The organism is Dyadobacter sp. CECT 9275 (assembly GCF_907164905.1).
Lineage (GTDB): Bacteria > Bacteroidota > Bacteroidia > Cytophagales > Spirosomataceae > Dyadobacter > Dyadobacter helix.
Window position 1 is genome coordinate 3,639,433 of sequence record NZ_CAJRAF010000002.1, and the last position, 21,003, is coordinate 3,660,435.

General features: G+C 45.8%; 23 protein-coding genes. 8 read left to right on the forward strand and 15 right to left on the reverse strand.

The features are described from left to right. Positions 1–39: 39 nt before the first annotated feature. A complete protein-coding gene (locus KOE27_RS22835) occupies positions 40–1,065 on the reverse strand; it encodes a rod shape-determining protein (protein ID WP_215241073.1) in 1,026 nt (341 codons plus the stop codon). Positions 1,066–1,241: 176 nt separating this feature from the next. On the opposite strand from KOE27_RS22835, the gene KOE27_RS22840 reads away from it, so the two are divergent. The 3 genes from KOE27_RS22840 to KOE27_RS22850 are packed head-to-tail and all read left to right on the forward strand — an operon-like array spanning position 1,242 to position 4,382. Further along, a complete protein-coding gene (locus KOE27_RS22840) occupies positions 1,242–2,741 on the forward strand; it encodes a GH3 auxin-responsive promoter family protein (RefSeq protein ID WP_215241074.1) in 1,500 nt (499 codons plus the stop codon). A 27-nt stretch (positions 2,742–2,768) separates the two neighbouring features. Next, positions 2,769–3,932, forward strand: a complete 1,164-nt coding sequence (locus KOE27_RS22845) for a 1-deoxy-D-xylulose-5-phosphate reductoisomerase (protein ID WP_215241075.1) — start codon at positions 2,769–2,771, stop codon at positions 3,930–3,932. Then, positions 3,933–4,382, forward strand: a complete 450-nt coding sequence (locus tag KOE27_RS22850; RefSeq protein ID WP_215241076.1) for a hypothetical protein — start codon at positions 3,933–3,935, stop codon at positions 4,380–4,382. It abuts the gene before it with no gap. A 56-nt stretch (positions 4,383–4,438) separates the two neighbouring features. Here KOE27_RS22850 and KOE27_RS22855 read toward each other — a convergent pair whose 3' ends face one another. The 6 genes from KOE27_RS22855 to KOE27_RS22880 form a co-directional block, all read right to left on the reverse strand. Further along, positions 4,439–5,203, reverse strand: a complete 765-nt coding sequence (locus tag KOE27_RS22855; protein WP_215241077.1) for a glycosyltransferase family 2 protein — start codon at positions 5,201–5,203, stop codon at positions 4,439–4,441. A gap of 56 nt (positions 5,204–5,259) precedes the next feature. Then, positions 5,260–6,069 carry a glycosyltransferase family 2 protein gene (locus KOE27_RS22860; RefSeq protein WP_215241078.1) on the reverse strand — a complete coding sequence of 270 codons (810 nt, stop codon included), beginning with the start codon at positions 6,067–6,069 and terminating at the stop codon, positions 5,260–5,262. Positions 6,070–6,124: 55 nt separating this feature from the next. Then, positions 6,125–6,943, reverse strand: a complete 819-nt coding sequence (locus KOE27_RS22865; protein ID WP_215241079.1) for a phytanoyl-CoA dioxygenase family protein — start codon at positions 6,941–6,943, stop codon at positions 6,125–6,127. A gap of 147 nt (positions 6,944–7,090) precedes the next feature. Beyond that, positions 7,091–8,026 carry a hypothetical protein gene (locus tag KOE27_RS22870; protein ID WP_215241080.1) on the reverse strand — a complete coding sequence of 312 codons (936 nt, stop codon included), beginning with the start codon at positions 8,024–8,026 and terminating at the stop codon, positions 7,091–7,093. A gap of 42 nt (positions 8,027–8,068) precedes the next feature. Further along, complete coding sequence (locus KOE27_RS22875) at positions 8,069–8,452, reverse strand: four helix bundle protein (protein WP_215241081.1); 384 nt, start codon at positions 8,450–8,452, stop codon at positions 8,069–8,071. Between the two features lie 32 nt (positions 8,453–8,484). Continuing rightward, positions 8,485–9,366 carry a class I SAM-dependent methyltransferase gene (locus tag KOE27_RS22880; protein WP_215241082.1) on the reverse strand — a complete coding sequence of 294 codons (882 nt, stop codon included), beginning with the start codon at positions 9,364–9,366 and terminating at the stop codon, positions 8,485–8,487. Between the two features lie 209 nt (positions 9,367–9,575). Between KOE27_RS22880 and KOE27_RS22885 the strand changes: the two genes are divergently transcribed. Beyond that, on the forward strand, positions 9,576–10,769 hold the full coding sequence (locus KOE27_RS22885) for a M20 metallopeptidase family protein (RefSeq protein WP_215241083.1): 1,194 nt from the start codon (positions 9,576–9,578) through the stop codon (positions 10,767–10,769). Here the strand turns inward: KOE27_RS22885 and KOE27_RS22890 are convergent. Both KOE27_RS22890 and KOE27_RS29700 read right to left on the reverse strand, forming a co-directional pair. After that, entirely contained in the window at positions 10,759–11,496 is a 738-nt protein-coding gene (locus KOE27_RS22890) for a polyprenol monophosphomannose synthase (protein WP_215241084.1), read from the reverse strand. The two genes, KOE27_RS22885 and KOE27_RS22890, sit on opposite strands and share 11 nt — an antisense overlap. A gap of 39 nt (positions 11,497–11,535) precedes the next feature. Next, positions 11,536–11,868 carry a DUF4296 domain-containing protein gene (locus KOE27_RS29700; RefSeq protein ID WP_229252895.1) on the reverse strand — a complete coding sequence of 111 codons (333 nt, stop codon included), beginning with the start codon at positions 11,866–11,868 and terminating at the stop codon, positions 11,536–11,538. A 111-nt stretch (positions 11,869–11,979) separates the two neighbouring features. Between KOE27_RS29700 and KOE27_RS22900 the strand changes: the two genes are divergently transcribed. Genes KOE27_RS22900 through KOE27_RS22915 form a run of 4 tightly spaced genes read left to right on the forward strand, consistent with a single transcriptional unit; the run spans position 11,980 to position 15,490 of the window. Further along, a complete protein-coding gene (locus KOE27_RS22900; protein ID WP_215241086.1) occupies positions 11,980–12,870 on the forward strand; it encodes a DUF58 domain-containing protein in 891 nt (296 codons plus the stop codon). Between the two features lie 16 nt (positions 12,871–12,886). Beyond that, complete coding sequence (locus KOE27_RS22905; RefSeq protein ID WP_229252896.1) at positions 12,887–13,855, forward strand: hypothetical protein; 969 nt, start codon at positions 12,887–12,889, stop codon at positions 13,853–13,855. 14 nt (positions 13,856–13,869) lie between these two features. Further along, positions 13,870–14,889, forward strand: a complete 1,020-nt coding sequence (locus tag KOE27_RS22910) for a VWA domain-containing protein (protein ID WP_215241087.1) — start codon at positions 13,870–13,872, stop codon at positions 14,887–14,889. Position 14,890: 1 nt separating this feature from the next. Continuing rightward, positions 14,891–15,490, forward strand: coding sequence for a ribonuclease HII (locus tag KOE27_RS22915; RefSeq protein WP_215241088.1), 600 nt, complete (start codon positions 14,891–14,893; stop codon positions 15,488–15,490). On the opposite strand, the gene KOE27_RS22920 is transcribed toward KOE27_RS22915, so the two are convergent. The 6 genes from KOE27_RS22920 to KOE27_RS22945 all read right to left on the reverse strand — a co-directional run bounded on the left by KOE27_RS22920 (position 15,487) and on the right by KOE27_RS22945 (position 20,731). After that, positions 15,487–16,002: a DUF2480 family protein gene (locus KOE27_RS22920; protein ID WP_215241089.1), complete on the reverse strand. Its 516-nt coding sequence runs from the start codon at positions 16,000–16,002 to the stop codon at positions 15,487–15,489. The genes KOE27_RS22915 and KOE27_RS22920 overlap by 4 nt on opposite strands. A 73-nt stretch (positions 16,003–16,075) precedes the next feature. Continuing rightward, positions 16,076–16,771 carry a tRNA (adenosine(37)-N6)-threonylcarbamoyltransferase complex dimerization subunit type 1 TsaB gene (gene tsaB, locus KOE27_RS22925; protein ID WP_215241090.1) on the reverse strand — a complete coding sequence of 232 codons (696 nt, stop codon included), beginning with the start codon at positions 16,769–16,771 and terminating at the stop codon, positions 16,076–16,078. A 51-nt stretch (positions 16,772–16,822) separates the two neighbouring features. Beyond that, positions 16,823–18,478, reverse strand: a complete 1,656-nt coding sequence (locus tag KOE27_RS22930; RefSeq protein ID WP_215241091.1) for a S41 family peptidase — start codon at positions 18,476–18,478, stop codon at positions 16,823–16,825. A gap of 6 nt (positions 18,479–18,484) precedes the next feature. Beyond that, a complete protein-coding gene (rnpA, locus tag KOE27_RS22935) occupies positions 18,485–18,901 on the reverse strand; it encodes a ribonuclease P protein component (protein ID WP_215241092.1) in 417 nt (138 codons plus the stop codon). A gap of 95 nt (positions 18,902–18,996) precedes the next feature. Beyond that, positions 18,997–19,155 carry a 50S ribosomal protein L34 gene (rpmH, locus tag KOE27_RS22940; protein WP_215241093.1) on the reverse strand — a complete coding sequence of 53 codons (159 nt, stop codon included), beginning with the start codon at positions 19,153–19,155 and terminating at the stop codon, positions 18,997–18,999. 160 nt (positions 19,156–19,315) lie between these two features. Continuing rightward, entirely contained in the window at positions 19,316–20,731 is a 1,416-nt protein-coding gene (locus KOE27_RS22945) for a hypothetical protein (protein ID WP_215241094.1), read from the reverse strand. Between the last annotated feature and the right edge of the window lie 272 nt (positions 20,732–21,003).

The following is a 21,003-nucleotide window of genomic DNA, read 5'->3' on the forward strand; positions in this document are numbered from 1 at the left end:
GGATGCGTTTCCAAATGACGTCCTGCGAACGATCCAGCACTAAGATATTAAAACTGGCTTATAAAGCTCAAGATTTTTGAGAACTTCTCCGGTTCCTTTTACAACCGCCTTTAAAGGATCGTCAGCGATGTGGACGGGGAGTTTGGTTTTCTGTGCAATCCTGCGGTCGAGCCCGTGGATAAGAGCCCCTCCTCCTGTCAGATAAATACCATTTTTAAAGATATCTGCCGAAAGTTCCGGCGGAGCAATTTCCAGTGCTTTCATCACCCCTTCCTCAATTTTGGAAATGGATTTATCCAGCGAGTAGGCAATTTCACTATAAGTAACCCTGATCTCCTTGGGAATACCCGTCATCAGGTCACGTCCGCGGATCAGGTAGTCTTCCAACGGTACTTCTAGCTCAGGAGAAGCGGATCCGATCGCCATTTTTATCAGCTCGGCAGAGCGCTCGCCGATCAGAAGATTATGTTCGCGGCGCATGTAATCCACGATGTCACGGGTGAAAACATCACCTGCGATTCTTACGGATTGTTCACAAACAATACCCGACAAAGCAATGACGGCAATTTCAGTAGTACCACCGCCGATATCGACGATCATAACGCCATTCGGCTGGGTAATATCAATCCCGATACCTATTGCGGCGGCAATCGGCTCATGAACCATGTACACCTCTTTTGCGCCGGCGTGTTCACAGGAATCTTTTACAGCGCGTTTTTCAACTTCGGTAATGCCCGAGGGAATACATACCACCATGCGGTGCGAAGGGGTAAAAAACCTGCTTCCTGTATCGATCATCTTGATCATACCCCTGATCATCATCTCTGCTGCTGTGAAATCGGCAATCACACCATCTTTTAACGGGCGGATGGTCTTAATATTTTCGTTTGTTTTTTCATGCATCTGCATTGCCGTATGACCGATGGCCAGCACCTTTCCGGTGGTTTTATCCATTGCAATAATGGAAGGTTCATCAACGACAACGGTATCTTTGTGAATGATAAGCGTGTTGGCCGTACCCAAATCTATTGCTATATCACTTGTCAAAAAATCAAACAATCCCATATATATGTTAAATATTTTATCTCATTGTAATTTTAGGTGTGCAAAATTACAGATAATTACCCACAAACAAAGGCATTTAATAAATTTAGGGGATTGCGCAGTAACAAGCCAGTAGGGCCGTCTTAGGTCTTGTTTAAATATAGAATTTGCAAATCCTGTGTACCTTTGTTTTCACTATGGGAATCAGAGCACTATTAAGCGAGCCATTGGCTAAGTACATCGTTCAAAAGCAAAGGGAATGGATTGAACGGAGTGTGGAAGTTCAGGAAGAATGGCGAAAAAGGCTGGTAAAACAAGCGGGGGCAACTCAGTTTGGAAAGGATCATTTTTTCAGGGACATCCATTCCTATGCCGATTTCAGACAGGCTGTGCCTATAAGCGATTATGAAGACATCAAAGGATATATAGCGCGTATCAAACAGGGAGAGGAAAATATACTCTGGCCAGGGAAACCTCTGTACTTTGCCAAAACATCCGGCACCACATCCGGCACCAAATACATTCCGATTTCGAAAGATTCCATATCCAATCATATCGACTCTGCGCGTAATGCGATACTTAACTATATAGCCGAAACGAAGAAAGCGGCTTTTCTGGACAAAAAGCTTATTTTTCTTTCCGGAAGTCCGGTTCTGACCGAGACAGGCGGAGTGCTCACAGGCAGGCTCTCTGGCATTTCAAACCACCATGTTCCGGCCTATCTGCGCTCCAATCAGCTTCCAAGTTACGAAACCAACTGCATTGAAGACTGGGAAACGAAACTTGAAAAAATCATTGACGAAACGCTGGGTCAGCCGATGTCACTCATCTCTGGGATACCTCCCTGGGTACAGATGTACTTCGACAGGATCATTGAACGGACAGGCAGACAGATCAAGGATGTATTTCCTGACTTCTCCCTGTTTATTTACGGAGGTGTGAATTTTGAACCTTACCGGGCCAAATTATTTGAGTCGATAGGCAAGCCTGTGGACTCCATTGAGCTATACCCTGCATCGGAGGGGTTTCTGGCTTACCAGGATTCTCAGTATGAAGAGGGGATGCTGCTGTTGCTTAACACAGGTATCTTTTACGAATTTATACCTGCCGAGAACTATTATGATGAAAACCCGGTGCGGTTGTCAATAGGGGAGGTAGAGGTTGGCCGGAATTATGCTGTGATCATCAACAGTAACGCCGGGCTCTGGGGATACTCGATCGGCGATACTGTCAGGTTTGTTTCCACAAATCCTTACCGCGTAATTGTCAGCGGGCGGATCAAGCATTTTATATCTGCATTCGGGGAGCATGTTATTGGCGAGGAAATAGAGAAAGCATTGCAATACGCGATGACCCGTCACCCGGAGGTGGAGGTTACTGAATTTACCGTGGCGCCCATGGTGTCTCCGGCGGAAGGCCTGCCGTACCATGAATGGCTGATCGAATTTGCAAGGGAACCGGCTAGTCCGGAGCAATTTGCCCAGGACATAGACCAGAAGCTGACGGAACTGAACGTATATTACGATGACCTTATTACCGGAAATATTCTTCGCCGTCTGATCATTAAGAATTTACCTAAGAATGCATTCATCAATTATATGCGGTCACAAGGGAAACTGGGCGGACAAAATAAAGTCCCGAGGCTTTCCAATGACCGGAAAATTGCGGATGAACTGTCGGGGCTAGCAACTTCCTGACCAACACGTTTTAATGAAGCCCATTGTATGAATAAAAAAGGGATTGCCATTCTGGGTTCAACCGGCTCAATCGGGACACAGGCGCTGGAGGTGATCAGAGCCAACAGTAGTTCTTTTTCAGTAGAAGTCTTAACCGCACGGAGCAACGCGGAGCTGCTTATCCGGCAGGCGATCGAATTCCGGCCAAAGGAAGTAGTAATTACTACCCAGAGCCTATATAATCAGGTTGCCGGGGCGTTGCGCAATCTTCCCATCAAAATATATGCAGGTGATGAAGCCCTGGGCGATGTGGTGCAGTCGGGCTCGGTGGATATGGTATTGACGGCTATGGTAGGTTATTCCGGCTTGCTGCCAACGATTAAAGCCATTGGGGCGGGAAAAGATATCGCGCTGGCCAATAAAGAAACCCTGGTAGTTGCGGGAGAGCTTGTTACCTCTCTGGCAAGGGAAAACGGGGTCCATATTTTTCCGGTTGATTCAGAACATTCAGCCATTTTTCAATGCCTGGCCGGAGAAGCAGATAACCGCATTGAAAAAATCATCCTGACAGCCTCGGGAGGACCTTTCAGAGGAAAGGACAGGGCGTTTTTGGCCGGTGTTACCAGGCAGCAGGCGCTCAGGCACCCGAACTGGAGCATGGGTGCCAAAATTACCATTGACTCGGCAACTTTAATGAATAAAGGCCTCGAGGTTATTGAAGCCAAATGGCTTTTTGATCTGGAACCTTCCCGGATCGATGTAATTGTGCATCCGCAAAGCATCATTCATTCCATGGTTCAGTTTGGCGACGGCAGCATTAAAGCACAGATGGGATTGCCGGACATGAAACTACCCATACAGTACGCCCTTGGCTATCCCAAAAGGCTTCAGTCCGATTTTCCGAGATTTGATTTCAGCAACTATCCCTCACTTACTTTTGAAAAACCTGACCTGGAAACTTTCCGAAATCTGGTTCTTGCTTACGAAGCATTGGAAAAGGGTGGAAATGCAGCCTGTGTTGTTAATGCAGCCAATGAAATAGCGGTAGAAGCGTTTTTACAGGAGAAAATAGGTTTTCTTGAAATATCTGATGTAATTATTGATAGTGTCGCCAAAATTAAGTTTATAAAAAAACCATCTTTTCAGGACTACGTTGAAACGGATCAGGAAACAAGGCGTTTTGCAACAAATATGATACAAGTCAGGATTTAGATGAAAAGCGAATTTTTAAAATATCTTTCGGTAGCACTTGCCAGCACTCTGAAGTTTTTCGGGGGGCCTATCACCGGTGTTGTCCTGAAACTTAACTGGGTAGAAACCGCAATATGTTCTGCTGCGGGGATGATGTTTACGGTATTTCTGCTTACTTATGTAGGAAAGGGGATACAGGCATTGACCGCAAAGAGAAGGAAAACACCCCCCAAAAGATTTACAAGAACAAATCGGCTGGCGGTCAGAATCTGGAAAAAGTTTGGGATCGTTGGGATTGCGTTTCTTACACCACCGTTATTTACACCCCTGTTTGGCCCGATTCTGGCGGTGGCCTTTAAGGTACCGCGTGCTTCTATTTTTTTGTGGATGGCTGTGAGTGCAGTAGCCTGGGGCCTCGGAATTTCCTACATTGCGCACAAGGTTACGTTTATCCAGGAATGGTTCAGATAGCAGGCGCGGCGTCGGTCCGGCATTAAATCCTTGTTTCCGCTCTATATCCCGTACGCCTATCTGCTGACTTCCTTTTTAGGGGCAAGGTCCTTTTTCATAAAATCGCCCTGGGAGAAATACTTTTCTATCAGGCAGTACATCAGGATGAAAAAGTAACGGCTGCCCATTTCCTTTATTTTAAGTTTGGATTCGCCGTATTTCCGGTTGGTCCAGCTGTTGGGCACTACCGCGTAGTTATAACCACGTACTATTGCTTTCAAGGGTAGCTCGATGGTCAGGTTAAAATGGGGTGCAAGAAACGGTTTGATACCTTCAATCGTCTCGCGTTTATAAAGCTTAAAAGCATTGGTGGTATCATTATATTTGATACCCATTACCATTCTTACAATAAAATTAGCGACCCGGTTAATCACTTTTTTAAGTGCGGGGTAATCAATAACCTGTCCTCCTTTTTCCCAGCGCGACCCGAAAACGCAGTCATAGCCGCCTTCTACCATTTTTTTGTAATATTTCACGAGGTCCTCAGGATCGTCTGACATATCGGCCATGAAAACAGCCACACAGTCTCCACTGAAACGTTCCAGGCCATATCTTACGGCATACCCAAAACCGTTGGGACCGGGGTTGGTATAATACACCAGCTCGGGAATTTGCTCGGAAAGTTGCTGAAGAACCGCCAGTGTCCCGTCTTTGGAGTTGTCATTGGTGACACAAATCTCATGCGGGATATCGTATTTGTTTAACGTATTATGCAGCGATGTCAGGGTGTGTGTAATGGACTCCTCCTCGTTATAAGCTGGTATTACGACGCTTAGCTTCATTCGTTGTTAAAGTTGAAAACACTACAAATTAAAGATTATTAATCCGATCTGCCAATTTATGCGGGTGGAAGTATCTGGTCGTACCTGGCCACTGTTTCGGAAATGATGGTGTCGTATCGGTAATCCAGCCATTTATTTACGTTTTCAAACATTTCTTTCCTGTTCTTCACAAAGCCGATGTTTGTTTGGGCATGCACATTACTTAGCCCCGCATGATGCTTGCGGTAAACCCCCATGGTTTCGGGGATATACCCTATACCTCCCTGGGCAGCAAGCTGTATCATGATGGCCCAGTCACCCGCCGCGGCGCTGGCATGCCACGGTGCAAAATCATGATCCAGGAAATGATTTCGGTAAAGCCAGCTGGCGGTTGCCATAAACCATTTGTCTGCCAGAATATCGGCTATTGAGGAAGTAAGTTTCTGATCTTCGGCATTAAATAAATGAGAAGGAGACCCATCCTCATAAATCACCAGCATGTTGTGATGACAAATGTAAAAGTCGGGGTGGGAATCTAAAAAATCGACCTGTTTTTGTAGTTTAAAAGGATCCGTCCAGTAATCATCTCCTTCGCACATGGCCACATACTGGCCGCAGCAGGCTTTTATAAGGCCCAAAACGTTGTTTCTTCCTGCAAATTCCCTTGGCTCAGCCGGCCCCTGATTGACCTCGTGCAAAAATGCGCGTATGCGGCCCGGGTATGCCGCTTCATATTGGCGGATGATTTCGGCTGTCTGGTCGGTAGAGGCGTCATCTCCGATCACAATCTCAAATGGGAAATTTGTTTGCTGGGAAAGTGCGCCTTCCAGCATCTGGGCAATATACTTTTCGTGATTATAAGTAGGGACGCAAACCGAAACCTTCATAATAAAAATAGCATTGGCCCGAGTGAGCCAATGCTGTAATTAAGTTTTTATATCATTAACTGAATACCTCCTGCAACTGCGCTACGGTCGGGAAGTCCGGCGTAACCAGTTCTTTTTCAGGTTGATAGATATAGGCCATCGGGTAGCCACGTTCAATAAAAGTAGGCTCGTCCAGGTTATTATACCGCAGCTGTACCGACCAGCGGATGTTATTGGTGATGTTGTTCCCTGACTGGTGGATCAGGAAAGCGGAAAACACAAGGATGTCTCCCACCTGAAATTCTGTCTGGATGAAGGCATCTTCTTTCAGATCAGCAGTGATACCGCCCTGATAGCCCGATGTACTGGATTCCTGAAGTCCTATCTTGTGGCTACCCGGAATAACCTGAAGGGCGCCGATGTCTGCTCCGGCGTCCACCATCGGGAACCAAATGACCGTACTGTCCAGCGAGCCCTGGCCGGTTCGCCAGTCCTGATGCGCATCCAGTTTCCAGTGTTTGCTGCCGTTCTTTGACAAAAACCTGCTGTTAAACTGCATGGCGGCCCGTGCGCCTATGATCGGACTGCTCAATCCAACTTCTTTCAAAACAGCTTCGATTTTGGGGTCTACGCCCAGCCGGTGCAGTGAAAAAGAATGCTGAACCGTTTTCCCGGTATTGACAAATGCGGTGAAATCCTTTTCAAAAAATTCGAACATAGCATTCTCGAATTCCGACTTGTTGTCAATATCAACAGATTTGCCCGTTACACGTTTGATCTGCACCGCGAATATTTTGCGGGCTTCGGTATAAATTTCGTTGACAATTTCTTTGTCCAGAAAGTTTCTTAATATGACGAACCCGTCTTCATTGAATTGTTTCCGTATTTCACTCATAATTTTTCTGTTTAAGATTTATGATCACTGAAAGTGTACTAGCCACGTTTCCCGATCAAAATTATAACTCAACTTCCACCTGATTTATGACATCAGTCAGCAAAATTTCAGGATCATCCGCATGAAAACCGGGTTGTATTTATTTTCTTAATCTTCCCAGACAGCATAACCGAATCCGGCGGCACCGAATCCGTTCCCGTTGTACAAAAGGTATTTTTTTCCTTTATGCTGATAGGTATATGCGTAGTCAATCATTTGATAATCAAAATCTTCCGGATTTTCAGATTTTGCAATACCCACCAGGTGATCTTTCCTTTCCCAGTTGGTACCGTCTATGGATTCTGCATATCCCAGGCGGTAGCTCTGGTTGCGGTCTGTACGGTAATCGCGGCTATGGCGGTACGAATAGAACATTTTATAGATGCCATCTTCCTTGAAAACGCTTGGACGACCCACTGCATGAAGGAAATCGTCAAAATCCAGGGTGGGAATGTCACTGATTTCCCAGTGAATGCCATCCTTTGAAACAGCAGATTGCGCCCGGTAGTAGGGCTCCGGATAACCGTGTATGTATTCACATTTATGGCCTGAGATATACCACATGCGCCAGGTTCCATCGTCCTCAATCATCACTGAAGGCTGAGCCGCCCAGATCGGGTTCTGAATACTGCGGTCCATGATAGGGCCCCGGAACATTTTCGTGAAAGTAAGGCCGCCATCGTGGCTTACGGAAAGCCCCATAGAAAGCCGGTACGAATTCCAGGTACGGTTCCAGCCGGTATAATACAGCCAGATATCCCCGTTTGGCCGGTTTACGAACCAGGCCGGCATCGCTCCGGTTTCATCATATTCACCCGGGCCTCCCAGTTCAAGAACAGGCTTGTCGTGGATATAAAGGATCTTTTTCGGATCGTCGTAATCAACGTCAATAAAGGTTGGGCGAGACTGGCCGCTGTCATCCCGGGACGAAAAATAAACCCTTAGAAAGTCATCATGTTTGTAGGCAAAGGGAACCTGAGCGTGTGTCCGGCTATGCGGCAAGCTGCCATCCGGTTTATATATAACTCCTTGTTTGATCCACATTTTAGTAAGCGGTTGCAGTATGAAGTAGGCTATTAGAACTACCTATCCATGCTTTAGATTAGAAAATTTGTCCGGGTTGTTAATCATGAATGAAAGTAATCTCCCTATAGTTTGAGATTGAGAATTCAGGTTTTCATAGAGTTCAGCAGTGATGTATTTGCATGCAAAAGAAAATTCCAGCCATACCTGCGTTTCACAATTTTCCATGTCCGCATCGGAAACCTTTGACACAAAATGGGCTGGATACCTCCTTTTACGATAAGCCTCTCCTATGCAGGCACAAACGGATCGGCTAGATCTGCGAATTTGATCTGTAAGTGAAAATCGTTCGGCTGCAGGAAAATTTTTAGTTATTTCAAAAATGCTCATTGCTAATTCAAAACCGAACTTGTACGCCATCAGATCGCGAAAGTCATGTGATGCCATTATCCTGATTTAGTGTGTACTGCCTACTTCTACTAGTCCTCCGCCTTCTCCGCTCTCAGGCGCCAGTTATCTACGAAATCTTTTCCAGGAATGGGCAGGTCTATGTCAACTTCCGGAGCTTTTGCAGTAACGCGGTAGTCCATGACATAAAATGCATTTCCGAAAACATAATGAAGTTTGAAATTTTCAATATTAGCCGGAACGTCCTCCAGGGGTACTTCGGCACGGAAAAGGGGATTGGCCTTCAGCAACGTAGCATAGGAAGGATGCTTTCTCAGCCAGGGCGCTACGCTTTCGTCGCCCACAACTACTTTTCCGCCGGGGCGTACCACACGGGTGAGTTCGTCGAAAGCTCTTTTTCTTTCCGAAAAGGTATTGATCCCGCCGAAATGGAAAACGGCATCGAAAGTATCATCAGGAAAAGGCAGATAAGAGCCATTTCCAAGGAAATAATGTACGTTGAGGTCTTCTGTCGAAAGTTTTTCCTGCGCCAGTTTCAACATATTCGGAGATAGGTCCGACAGCACCGCTGTTCCTCCCGGCCTGATTTTGTCCAGTATCAAAGCAGAGTCTTTACCTGTGCCTGCACCCACTTCCAGCGCCTTCATTCCCGGTTTCAGCTCCATAAGATCAATAAAAAACTTGCGGGTAGCCGCTTCGTCAGAATGGTTCAGCGTTTCAAATACCCAGGATACACCCTTGTCATACCTCAAAAATGCCTGATCGTAAAGGTATTGCTCGCGAGCATCAGCCGGAAGTAATTCTTTAGGATATAGCATGTTAACAATGCCTGTATCTCCCACTTCATATAGGGTACCGTCTTCACTGGTAAGTGTTTTGCCGTCTTCTGATATTTTTAAGGGGCCGCCGGTTAATGGGCATACCAACGCTTTAAGGAAATCCTGATGGGTCATTTGGTGTTTGCTTGTTTATGTATAGGGCCAAAATTACTTTTTTTTCTTATAAGTACTTTCAAAGTCTGGACGGTAATTAGCCAAAGGTTTATAAATGGCCGTGTGTAATTCTGTTTTGATTGATAGCAAAGGCCGTTTATTTCCTTCGTACCTTTGCTATCAAACATTTTGATGTTACGCATTCAGCAATATACCATTCAGTAAAAGTCATGTTTGATCTGCAACAAAAGATAAAGGCACTGGCCAGGGAACAGTCAGCAAAAGTGATCGCCACCAGACAGCACCTTCACAAAAACCCCGAACTTTCATTTGAGGAATTTAAAACAGCAGGTTTCGTAGCCAGGGAATTACAGGCTATGGGGCTCAGTCCGCAGGAAGGCGTTGCCGGTACTGGTGTGGTAGCGCTGATCGAAGGAAAAAACCCGAAAAGCAGGATTGTCGGGTTAAGGGCGGATATGGATGCATTGCCAATCCATGAAGCCAATGACGTTCCCTACAAATCGATCAACCCGGGGGTTATGCACGCTTGCGGGCACGACGTCCACACTTCGTCGCTTTTGGGCACAGCCAATATTCTTCGCCAGCTGCGTGATGAATTTGAAGGGACGGTTAAGCTGGTTTTTCAGCCGGCAGAGGAAAAAGCACCCGGCGGAGCCTCACTAATGATAAAAGAAGGAGTACTGGAAAACCCGAAACCCGTGAGTATGGTAGGGCAGCATGTAGCACCGAATATTCCGGTTGGAAAAATAGGCTTTCGGGAAGGAATGTATATGGCCAGCACCGATGAACTTTACCTTACCGTAGTCGGCAAAGGAGGGCACGCCGCTGCACCGCACCAGCTGATAGACCCCGTACTGATGGCTTCACACATCATTGTCGCGTTACAGCAGATTGTCAGCAGAAACAGGAACCCGTCCAATCCGGCCGTTTTATCCTTTGGCAGGTTCATTGCTGATGGTGTTACCAATGTAATACCCAACGAGGTTACGATCCAGGGAACCTGGCGCTGCATGGATGAGGCCTGGCGCGAAGACGGCCTGAAGCGTATGAAAAAAATGGCTGAGCTGATAGCCGAATCCATGGGGGGCAGCTGTGTTTTTGAAATTGTGAAAGGGTACCCATTCCTGAAAAACCATCCCGAACTGACGCGCCGCATGCGGTCTTCGGCCACGGAATATATGGGCGCAGAAAATGTGATTGACCTGGATCTCTGGATGGCAGGAGAAGACTTTGCTTTTTATTCCCAGGTGGTTGATTCCTGTTTTTACCGACTGGGTACCAGGAACGAAGCAAGGGGCATAGTATCCGGTGTACATACACCAACTTTTGATATAGACGAGGAAGCGCTGGAAATTTCTACCGGGCTAATGAGCTGGCTGGCTATTTCCGAGCTTAGCTTTTAGGAATATAACGTTTAAAGAAGCTCCCGATCTTCAGACTGATAACACCCAGAATAGCTTCTTTAAAAATCCCTGGGGACATTTTGGAAGCGCCACGCGTGCGGTCGGTGAAGATAATGGGTACTTCAACGATCTTGAACCCATATTTCCAGGAATTGAATTTCATCTCGATCTGGAAGGCATAACCAATAAAACGGATGTTGTCCAGATCGATCGTTTTTAATACTCTGGCAGTGTAACAGATGAATCCCGCGGTAGGGTCCATGATTTGCATGCCGGTGACCATACGCACGTAATAACCAGCAAAATAGGACATCAATACACGGTTAATAGGCCAGTTCACCACATTGACACCGGTGATATACCTGGACCCTATAGCCAGGTCGTGGCCTTCGGCGGCGCATGCATGATGCAACCTGATCAGGTCTTCCGGAGGATGGGAGAAGTCCGCATCCATTTCAAAGATATATTCATAACCTTTTTCCAGAGCCCATTTAAAGCCGTGAATGTAGGCGGTTCCAAGGCCCAGCTTACCTTTTCTTTCTACCAGGTGGAGCGCCCCCGAGAACTCCGGCATCAGATTCCTCACCACATTTGCCGTACCGTCAGGAGATCCGTCATCAATAATCAACACGTGGAAAGGATGCGTTAAACTAAAAACTTTTCTGATGATGGCATCAATATTCTCAATTTCGTTGTAGGTAGGAATTACTACAATACTTTTGCTCACGGGTGATCTGATTTAGGGTTGAGTAAGAAAAGGTGCCGGTCAGAGTTTAATGTTATTTATTTTTTCTCGTTTTTCCAGATTCTTATTGACCTCCTGGTAAATCTGTTTCATCTGCTGAGGATGACTGACATAATAGGTATAGCTGCTATTATATACCGTGGTATCTACTTTATGTTTTTTCCAAATGTCTGTTTTCAGTTTATCAAAAACAATAATGGAAGAGTCCGTAGATTTTAACTGAAGCCGGGTTACCCTGGACTCAGCAATATGAATATCAGCAAGTATCAGCGCCATTTTTTCCGGAGACAGCGTACCTTCCGGGGCTGTATCTTCCTGAGAACAAGCGGATAGTACAAGTAGTAGTAAGCCCAAAAAAACTAAAATAGGCGATATATTATTCGCTTTCCGGTGACTAACTCTCAAAATGGCTATCTTTGTTAATGTCAATGATGTCACAAAGGTGGTAATTTTTTCGCAAAACGTATGTTTGAACAGTTTTTGGGAAAGTTGCGGAAGTATGAAATCCGGATGAGAAAAGCCGTTACCAGCGAACGTCACGGAAATTTTCATTCTGTCTTTAAAGGTTCGGGTCTGGAGTTTGATGAATTGCGACCTTATCAGTATGGCGACGACGTGCGGGCTATTGACTGGAATACTTCGGCCAAAGGACATGGAACTTTCATCAAGATTTTTAAAGAGGATAAGGAACAGACCGCTTTCTTCATGCTGGATGTCAGTGCTTCACAGAAGGTAGGAGAGGCAGGGATGCTCAAAATAGATATAGCCAAGGAAATCTGTGGCGTACTTACCTTGTCGGCCATTCAGGAAGCAACCAGGGTTGGCCTGTTGTGTTTTTCTGACCGTAATGAACGCTACATCAGGCCGTCTGATGGGATGAAACATGGCTATGGCGTGTTGTCCGAGCTTTTCAAACTTATTCCTGCTTCGGGGCGGACCAACATTTCCGAAGGCATTTTAATCGCCCTGAACGTCCTGAAAAGACGCAGCCTGATATTTCTGATATCGGATTTCATCGATGACCATTATCAGCATAACCTGAAAGCACTAGCGCTGAAACACGACCTGATCGTGATACATCTGTATGACCCCCGCGAGACCAGTTTGCCCAGCCTCGGCATTATCCCCTTGTATGACGCCGAAAGCCAGAAAACGGTTTGGGTCAATACTTCATCCAGGCAGTACAGGGAAGAGATGGTGAACCGTTTTAAAAAGAGAAGCACCGATCTCCAGCGCCTGTGCCATCAGAACAGGGCCGATTACATTTCCATTAATACCCAGGAGGATTATGTTCCTGCACTGATACATTTGTTTAAGATAAGACGTTACACCAAAGGCTCCACCGCTGTTTCATGAAATACTATCAGAGGAAATGGGCAAATTAAAACTTGCTGAAGAAGTATCAGGCATTGATCCGTTGTACCCTTCGGGATATTTGCAAAGGATTCTCTACTTATGCAGCGTTCTTTTGGGGCTGACAATTGCGGCCTGTCAGGGGCAAAATTCGCTTCCTCAGGGTAGGTTTTTGTCTGACAGTATTGACGTCGGTAAGCCCGTTTTTTATGCTTTGAGCTTCCGTCATTCTCAGGAAAAAGAAGTTTTCTTTCCGGATACTACTTATAATTTTGCCCCGTTCGAAGTTTTATCTCAAAAAATATTTACCTCATCCACAGATGAAAAAGGGATGCTGGACAGCGCTATTTACCAGCTCATAAGTTTTGATGTAGCTGCGGCGCAGGTTTTACAGGTACCCGTCTTTGTTTTTGAAAAGAGAGATTGTACGGCTGTATTATCAGCACCCGATACCGTTTTTCTCAAAAAGGAGGACCTGAATATATTGGAGAGCCAAAAAGCGCTGACACCGGATACGGTATTACTGCCACTGAACCGGGAGTTCAATTTTTCCAAACTCATTGGTACACTTGCTATGATAATCGGCATTGGAGGGAGTATTTACTGGGTATTCGGAAATGACATATCCAAGCAATGGCGGCTCATAAAGCTGCAGAGGCGGCATCTGGAGTATCTCCGGTCTTTCAACAGGCTTCTGAGAAATGCCAGGGATAAGGGAAGCATCAAAGACGCTGAAAAGGCGATCATCGTGTGGAAGAACTATCTGGAACGACTGGAAAAAAAACCATTTGCCACCTACACAACGCGTGAAATAATGGATAATATGCCGGATGAAAATCTGGCGGAGGCGCTCAAAAACATGGACGGGATGATTTACGGGCAGGCCAGATCAAAAAAGATGGATGCTTCCCTTGAAGTTCTTAAGGCAGGGGCAACCAAAATTTACAGAAACAGGCGCCGTCAGATTCTGGACCGTCAGGAATCTTAGCAGAGGGAATTGATATGGAACAATGGTTTTCGTTGGAATGGTTTGGATATAGCGCCTTCAGCTCTTATCAATGGGCATACCCTTACTTTTTGTACGGTATTCCGGTTGTTCCGCTGTTGTTCTGGCTCAGGAATGCCTTACACCGAAAGCAGAAACAACGATTGGTTATTACCCATCATCCGGTACGCGGCCCGCTGGAATGGCTTGTGTTGTTGCGGTTTGTTCAGCCTGTTTTGGTGGGTTTGGGTATTATATTCATGCTGGTGGCACTGGCCAGGCCGCAGGTAATTTCGGAAAGGACCGATCGCTACTCCGAAGGTATTGATATCATGCTGCTCATGGATATTTCCGATTCCATGACCGAGAAGGACTTGAGTCCTAACCGGCTTACAGCTGCCAAAAACGTGGCACGGGATTTCATAAAGGGCAGGTTACAGGATCGTATCGGACTGATCATTTTTGCTGGAGAAGCCGTTTCACTATGCCCTCTTACGACGGACTACGAACTCTTGTATGGTTTCCTGGACGAAATTGAACCCAATATGATCCCTACTGCCGGAACGGCAATAGGAAGCGCTCTTGCCGTAGCCGTGAACAGAATGCGGGAAACAAAAGGAGAAAGTAAGGTTGCGATCCTGATCAGTGACGGAGATAATACTTCTGGAAGCCTTGGCCCGGGCACGGCCGCACAACTTGCAAAAGCCTTTGGAATAAAAATCTATACCATATCTGTCGGTGTTGCCAAAAAGTCGGGAAATACGGATTCAACCATGGTCTCAAATGCGATGGTCGACGAGAGTGAACTGCAGAAAATTGCGGGGATAGGAGAAGGCAAATACTTCAGGGCTACGGACAATAAAGCGCTGGGTAACGTTTTTCAGCAGATTGACCAGCTGGAAAAAATAAAATCCAAAGACGTTGTTTCGCGGGATGTGAAGGATTTTTATCGGGTATACCTGTACTGGGCCGTCCTGTTTTTTTTGCTTGCCATCGGCACAAAAAGTACTTTTATGGCCAATATTCTAGAAGATTAAAATGCTTAAATCTTTTTATAATCATAAAGTAATGGAAGCCGGGCTCGACGAGGTCGGAAGGGGTTGCCTGGCGGGGCCCGTTGTTGCGGCTGCTGTTATCCTGCCGAGGGATTATAGACATGCCTACCTTACAGACAGCAAGCAGCTCTCCAAAATGCAGCGTCTTGAGCTGGAAAAGGAAATTATGAAAGAAGCCATTGCGTGGGCAATCGGCGAAGTCGATAATATTGAAATAGATAAGGTGAATATTTTAAAGGCCAGTTTTCTGGCCATGCACCGGGCGGTTGACCTGCTGCATACCAAGCCCGAACACCTACTGGTGGATGGGAACCGGTTTACGCCTTATCCTATGATTCCGCATACCTGTATCATAAAAGGGGATACAGAATATCTTTCCATTGCGGCGGCATCGGTGCTGGCAAAAAACCACCGCGACGAACTGATGAATCAGCTGTCAGCCCAGTTTCCCCATTATGGCTGGCACAGCAATGTCGGGTATCCCACAATCGAACATAGGAGGGCCATCAGTATTTACGGGCCGACTTCCTATCACCGAATGACCTTTAAGCTGCTCAAAGTGCCGGAAGAAAACAAGGACTAGGCTTTGGGTTTTTTATAAACGGGAACGGTGCTGCACGGCTCACCAAACATCAGGCTTTGCACAACGGGTTTCAGCAGCTTGCTGATTTCCATATACGCCGAGACAGGTACCTCCACCTTGCTGCACCCCTTCACTACCACTCTTTTCCCGGCATATTCCTGCGGATCCAAAGCCCGGATCGCTCTGGAAAATAACTGTGCTTCCAGCGTTTCAAGAGAACCATAAACGATCTCATTTGCATAAGGCTCCAAGTGCGTAGCCAGCAGCATGTAGGCCCAGGTAGGTACAATGGCATCTTCGGAGCAGAGCACGGCAATGTTTTTTCCCTGGTACTGCGTCCAATCATGGGTTTTGAGGAAGTCGCGAAAGTCTTTCTCCTTGAGTATCAGACCCTGAAACAAATTATTTTTTATATCATAAATGATTCTTTCTCCCGGATGGTACAGGTCTTCAAGGTCCAGTGATACAATGCCACTGTTCGCTACGCGGTTGACAATTTCTTCGGTTTCCATATTGATACTTTAATCCTTGTGGTTAACACAGAAATGGAAAAGATTGTTTGATACCACTCAATAAAACGTAAAATCAATTACTGAAAACACTTTTACGCGGAGAGGGTGCCATAAAATCTTTCAGATAATAGGGCTCAAAGGAAGCAACGTTTTCAAACTGCTGATTTTGAAAAGCGAGGCTCGCCAGTATGCCCACAGTTTTGGCAGAAGGTTTAATATCCTCTGATGGAAAAACAGCATTTCCACGATTACCAAAAAGCGGTTGACATTTTGCGGCTCCATCACCAAAAAAAACAACCTTATTGCTTTCTAATTCGGTGTCGAACGAATTTTCGGTGAGTATAATGGCTTCGGTGGGGTGGATCAAATTTCCGTGAAAATCAAAAACGGCAGCGTAAACCTCCATTCTTCTTGCATCAATCATCGGGCAGAAAAGGGTGGTTTCCGGAAAAAAGCCTTTGGTCTGCAGATACATTGCTTCCAACGTGTTGACCGCAAGCATGGGTTTGTTAAGCCCATAACACAGTCCTTTGGCAGTGGAGACACCCACACGCAATCCGGTATAGGAGCCGGGGCCCTTTGCTACTGCAATAGCGTCCAGGTCGGAGAGAAAGAAACCGCTATCCTTCACGACGTTTTCGGCCAGGGTGGTGAGCATGGCCGACGAGGAACGTTCAGTGTAAAGGTCATACCCTGCCAGCAGTTCGGCGTTTCTGTGCAAGGCTACGGAGCAGCCGCGGGTAGAGGTATCAATGCTGAGAATAAGCATGGTGTAACTTTAAAAACCCCGGGAGAGTATTTCTTCCGGGGTTTAGACAGGTTATTTTTTATTTTTTAAAATGCTGCTGTATCTGCCCGTATCCTTAAATAGGGTCAGGGCGGCTTTCACCTCCGGGTCATCCTGGAAAGACGCCTCACGCATCCCTTTTTCCAGATAATAGTGTTTGATGATCTCCTCTTCCAGAATTTTTTTGATCTCTCCTTTGAATAACTGAAGGTCATTATCCTTGTTATGCGTCAGCTTTGATTTCAAAGCTTTCAGTTGGTCTTCAATCGCATCCAGGGATTTTTCCTTTTTCGCGGAAGCTTCCAGGCTATTCAGATCACGTTCAACCTGCGTGGTGTAATCATATTCCTTGTCGGCCAGCCATTTTACAAAAGCAGCATAATCCGAATCGGTTAAATGGAATTCCGCTGCAGGTTTGATGGTAGGATGTTCGAAACGGTACTTAAGCGCGTAGTCAAAGAATAACCGGTTGCGCCCAAGAGCCGAAGCAAGTGGAGAAAACGTTTCTTTTTCCGTCAGAATGTCGGGCAGAATTCCACCCCCGTCGTAAACCACCCTGCCGTTTTTGGTTTTAAATGCTGTCATCAGGGAGTCGGGTATCTTACCAACGCTGCCGTCCTCATTTCTGTGACTGTAATCAATTGCCTGGATACACCTGCCGCTGGGGATGTAATACTTGGCCGTGGTGATCTTCATTTTGGTATTAAAGGACAGGTCGCGGGTCGTTTGTACAAGGCCCTTTCCATAGGTCCGCTGGCCAATCAGTACCCCTCTGTCATAATCCTGGATAACCCCTGAAACAATTTCTGCTGCTGATGCGCTACGGTTATTGGTCAGTACTACAATCGGAATTTCGGTGTCCAGTGCGGGATTATAGGCAGTATATGTTTTATTCCATTCACTCACCTTTCCCTTGGTGGAAACAATTTCTTCTCCTTTGGCAATGAAGATATTTGAAATTTCGATGGCCATATTCAGGAGCCCCCCCGGATTGTCCCGCAGATCCAGTACAAGCGATTTCATTCCCTTCCCTTTCAGGTCCTGGAAGGCATTTCTTACTTCCCTTGAAGCGGTAGCGGTGAAATCCTTGAGGTCGATATAACCAACATCGGAGCTGAGCATGCCGTAATAAGGAACATTGGTTACCTTAACGATATCCCTGGAAAGTGTAATTTCAAGCGGCTTGGTCTGGCCGTAGCGTTTTATAGTGAGTTTGACGTTCGTTTGGGTCTGGCCTTTGAGCAGCTTTCCGGTATCGAAATCTTCCCGCGCGGAAATATCTATATCGTTGATCTTAAGGATCTCGTCTCCCAAATGCAGCCCTGCTTTTTGTGCCGGGGTATCTTCATAAACCATCATCACCGTATGTTTCCCTCCAGACGAACTGACCATAGCCCCAATGCCGTTATATTTTCCGGTGGTCATGGTCATGTAATCTTCTATATCATCCTCTGCATAGTATACCGTGTAGGGGTCCAATGATCTCAGCATATTGTCAATGCTGGTTTTTATCAGCTGATTGGGATTAATCTCATCTACATAATAGGCGTTGAGCTCCTTAAACAACGTGGCGTATATATCCAGGTTTCGCGCAATTTCGAACAGGCGGTCGTCCTGTCTGAAGGATACAAATGCGAGACCAGCCACGAGGGGAACTGCAAACCACGCCGTACGGATATACTTTTTCATCGATGTTCAGGAATTAACAGTATCGCTTTTTGAGGCTGGCGGCAGTTTACTCAAACGAGCTAAAGATTGCCCCATGGCCTTTTCAATAACGCTGAAAGTACTTGTTTCTTTTGCAAGATACAAAAAAGCAATGTAAGCAGGACGGGCGGCGGAGGAGCCTGAGACCAATATTTCCTTTTGCAGGCGGTAAGCTTCACGGCAACGGCGGCGTATGAGATTACGGTCGACGGCTTTTTTGAAGTTTTTTTTGGAAACAGAAAAAAGAACCTGTGTAGGCTCTGCTTCTTTCAGTGGGTCGTACAGGTAGAGTACCCTAAAAGGAAAGAGGTAGAACGTGTGCACATCCGAACTACCTCTTTGAAATAGCCTTCCAATGATTTTGGGGCTACATAATTTTTCATTTTTACGGAAAGTTTGTTTCAAGTTTTTGCTGATATGGTGCCCTCAAGTTTGACAGTCTCTCACTTCAAAGGCTTTGAAAGACAAGCTTTCTTCCTATCTCAAACCATCAAACCCGCTTATTGCTTGTGACGTTTTTCGTCAGATACTGTTAGTTTCCAGCGTCCTTTTTTGCGGCGGCCAGCAACTACTTTGCGTCCGTTCGCTGTAGACATTCTCTCACGGAAACCATGTTTATTTCTCCTCTTGCGATTCGAAGGCTGATAAGTACGTTTCATCTGTATATCAATTTATTGCGCTATAAAATCTACTTTACTCAGAATTTAGGCTTGCAAAGGTAGATAAAGAATCTGATTAAGACAAAGTGTCAGAAAAAAAAACTAATAAATACCTTGAGAATCAGAAAGAAACCGTTAATTCACCCCGCTGATGCATTTATTATTTATAAATAAATTTCTTTTTAAAGAACCATTCCGCACAGCCATTGTCATGTTCAACCGAGGCCCAGGCAGGATCGGTATCTTCATTCATGCTCAGAATGGTATAGGGTGTATTTTTAAGCTTGGGAACATACACGATCTGATCTTTACTGGCCGAAACCAGCTGCGTGCGTGCCATCATCTCACTGTAATACCTTGATGCCCTGCCTGTAAGCAGATCGGACCAGGCCGACCGGTAATTAAAATTACTGCAGTAAACGCTAAAAAAATAAAAGACGACGGCAAAAGAGAGGATTCCCAGTTTTTGGGGAACATGGGCGTTATATTTTTCAAGTACCCAAAAAGTGAGGACAAAGACGTTAAAGGTCCATCCCAGCAGTGTCCAGAAATTGATCAGGCACTGGCCCCTTAAGTTGGGAGGCTGTGCAATGGACCAGTAGGTTGGGAAATAAGTCAGATAGAGGGTTCCGAAAAAGACCAGCAGGGCTATAAACGGGTGTATCTTAAAAAAGCGAAATTCTCCCTTTTGTTTTGAATGATAGAGCTGAGCGGCAACGGGTATAAGTACTAGCGCTAAAATACATAGCGTTGGGGCCATTTTAGTAAAGTTGTGGATGGACCACGCCAAACTGTTTTTAAGAGAGTATATCAGGTTATATTTTAAGGGTGTGGGGTACAGGCCCGACTCTGCCCTGGCACCATTGCCGGGTGCCGTAATGGAAAGAATACCTGAAGCGAGGGCAACCACGAAAAGAAGCAGCTCGTTTATTAAAAATCTTTTTCGGACGAAACTTCCAAACACAAAAAGAGCCCCTGTGAGCGAGACCAGCCATACAAGGCTATACTCGTTCATCCCGATAATAATGAAAAGCGCCACGCACAGGCCTGCCATCCGGAAGGTTCCCTGTACCGGATAATTCCTGATCAGGTAGGCAAAAAGATAAAGTGTGCAGATATCCGCAATAGTATAATAATAGCCTGTATACCAGTAAAAATAACCGGATACGACCGGCAGCTCAGCTATCAGTACGAACATAAAAAGGAAGGTGAGCAGTAACTCCTTCCAGGCAGGTAACTTATCCATTGTCACCGCCTTCATAAATTTCAGAATGGCATGTGCATATAAACCGAACAGCAGCATAGGGACGAGTTTATAACCCAGGTAAGACCCGTAAGCGAGCGGTTGCGTGGCAGAGATAAGGGTGCCTATGTACCTTCCCGACCAGGTTTTCCAATAATGTTCCTGATAGCCAAAATATCCCATATCAATGACAGAGAGGGCATGGCAATAATCATCCGTTGTGGGGAAAACATAAAGAGAAAGCGCGAAAAAAGGGAAGAGCAGAATCACAAAAGCAAGTAGTACGGCTTTGTATTTGTGATCCGGCTTTTCCAGGAAGGAAAAGTAATTCATAACTTCAGGTATGTGGTTGAGTTTTGGCAGGAGGCTCAAACTTAAGCTAAAAATCTTAAACAAGCGATTCCATTTGCTCAAAAGACAAAGTGAGACAGCCTGAAAAGGAAATATCCGCAGGATTGAAAAAGGAGAAGAGCCTAAGTATGAGGACGTTTGGGGATATGCCTGATTTCCCGTCTGGAATGGTACAACATGGGGGGGGTAAGAAACTAGAAAAACTTCGAGAATTCCTCAAATTAATCCGAGAATGAAATAGTCAGGATGCCGGT

Bases quoted from the DNA above. Each gene is read 5' to 3' on its own strand.
- KOE27_RS22930 (WP_215241091.1), bottom strand. From the start codon at position 18,478: ATGAAAAAGTATATCCGTACGGCGTGGTTTGCAGTTCCCCTCGTGGCT.
- KOE27_RS22835 (WP_215241073.1), bottom strand. From the start codon at position 1,065: ATGGGATTGTTTGATTTTTTGACAAGTGATATAGCAATAGATTTGGGT.
- KOE27_RS22905 (WP_229252896.1), top strand. From the start codon at position 12,887: ATGGGCAAATTAAAACTTGCTGAAGAAGTATCAGGCATTGATCCGTTG.
- KOE27_RS22865 (WP_215241079.1), bottom strand. From the start codon at position 6,943: ATGAGTGAAATACGGAAACAATTCAATGAAGACGGGTTCGTCATATTA.
- KOE27_RS22900 (WP_215241086.1), top strand. From the start codon at position 11,980: ATGTTTGAACAGTTTTTGGGAAAGTTGCGGAAGTATGAAATCCGGATG.
- KOE27_RS22880 (WP_215241082.1), bottom strand. From the start codon at position 9,366: ATGACCCATCAGGATTTCCTTAAAGCGTTGGTATGCCCATTAACCGGC.
- rpmH (WP_215241093.1), bottom strand. From the start codon at position 19,155: ATGAAACGTACTTATCAGCCTTCGAATCGCAAGAGGAGAAATAAACAT.
- KOE27_RS22850 (WP_215241076.1), top strand. From the start codon at position 3,933: ATGAAAAGCGAATTTTTAAAATATCTTTCGGTAGCACTTGCCAGCACT.
- KOE27_RS22920 (WP_215241089.1), bottom strand. From the start codon at position 16,002: ATGGAAACCGAAGAAATTGTCAACCGCGTAGCGAACAGTGGCATTGTA.
- KOE27_RS22855 (WP_215241077.1), bottom strand. From the start codon at position 5,203: ATGAAGCTAAGCGTCGTAATACCAGCTTATAACGAGGAGGAGTCCATT.
- KOE27_RS22915 (WP_215241088.1), top strand. From the start codon at position 14,891: ATGCTTAAATCTTTTTATAATCATAAAGTAATGGAAGCCGGGCTCGAC.
- KOE27_RS22885 (WP_215241083.1), top strand. From the start codon at position 9,576: ATGTTTGATCTGCAACAAAAGATAAAGGCACTGGCCAGGGAACAGTCA.
- tsaB (WP_215241090.1), bottom strand. From the start codon at position 16,771: ATGCTTATTCTCAGCATTGATACCTCTACCCGCGGCTGCTCCGTAGCC.
- KOE27_RS22875 (WP_215241081.1), bottom strand. From the start codon at position 8,452: ATGGCATCACATGACTTTCGCGATCTGATGGCGTACAAGTTCGGTTTT.
- KOE27_RS22860 (WP_215241078.1), bottom strand. From the start codon at position 6,069: ATGAAGGTTTCGGTTTGCGTCCCTACTTATAATCACGAAAAGTATATT.
- KOE27_RS22845 (WP_215241075.1), top strand. From the start codon at position 2,769: ATGAATAAAAAAGGGATTGCCATTCTGGGTTCAACCGGCTCAATCGGG.
- KOE27_RS22945 (WP_215241094.1), bottom strand. From the start codon at position 20,731: ATGAATTACTTTTCCTTCCTGGAAAAGCCGGATCACAAATACAAAGCC.
- KOE27_RS22910 (WP_215241087.1), top strand. From the start codon at position 13,870: ATGGAACAATGGTTTTCGTTGGAATGGTTTGGATATAGCGCCTTCAGC.
- KOE27_RS22870 (WP_215241080.1), bottom strand. From the start codon at position 8,026: ATGTGGATCAAACAAGGAGTTATATATAAACCGGATGGCAGCTTGCCG.
- KOE27_RS22840 (WP_215241074.1), top strand. From the start codon at position 1,242: ATGGGAATCAGAGCACTATTAAGCGAGCCATTGGCTAAGTACATCGTT.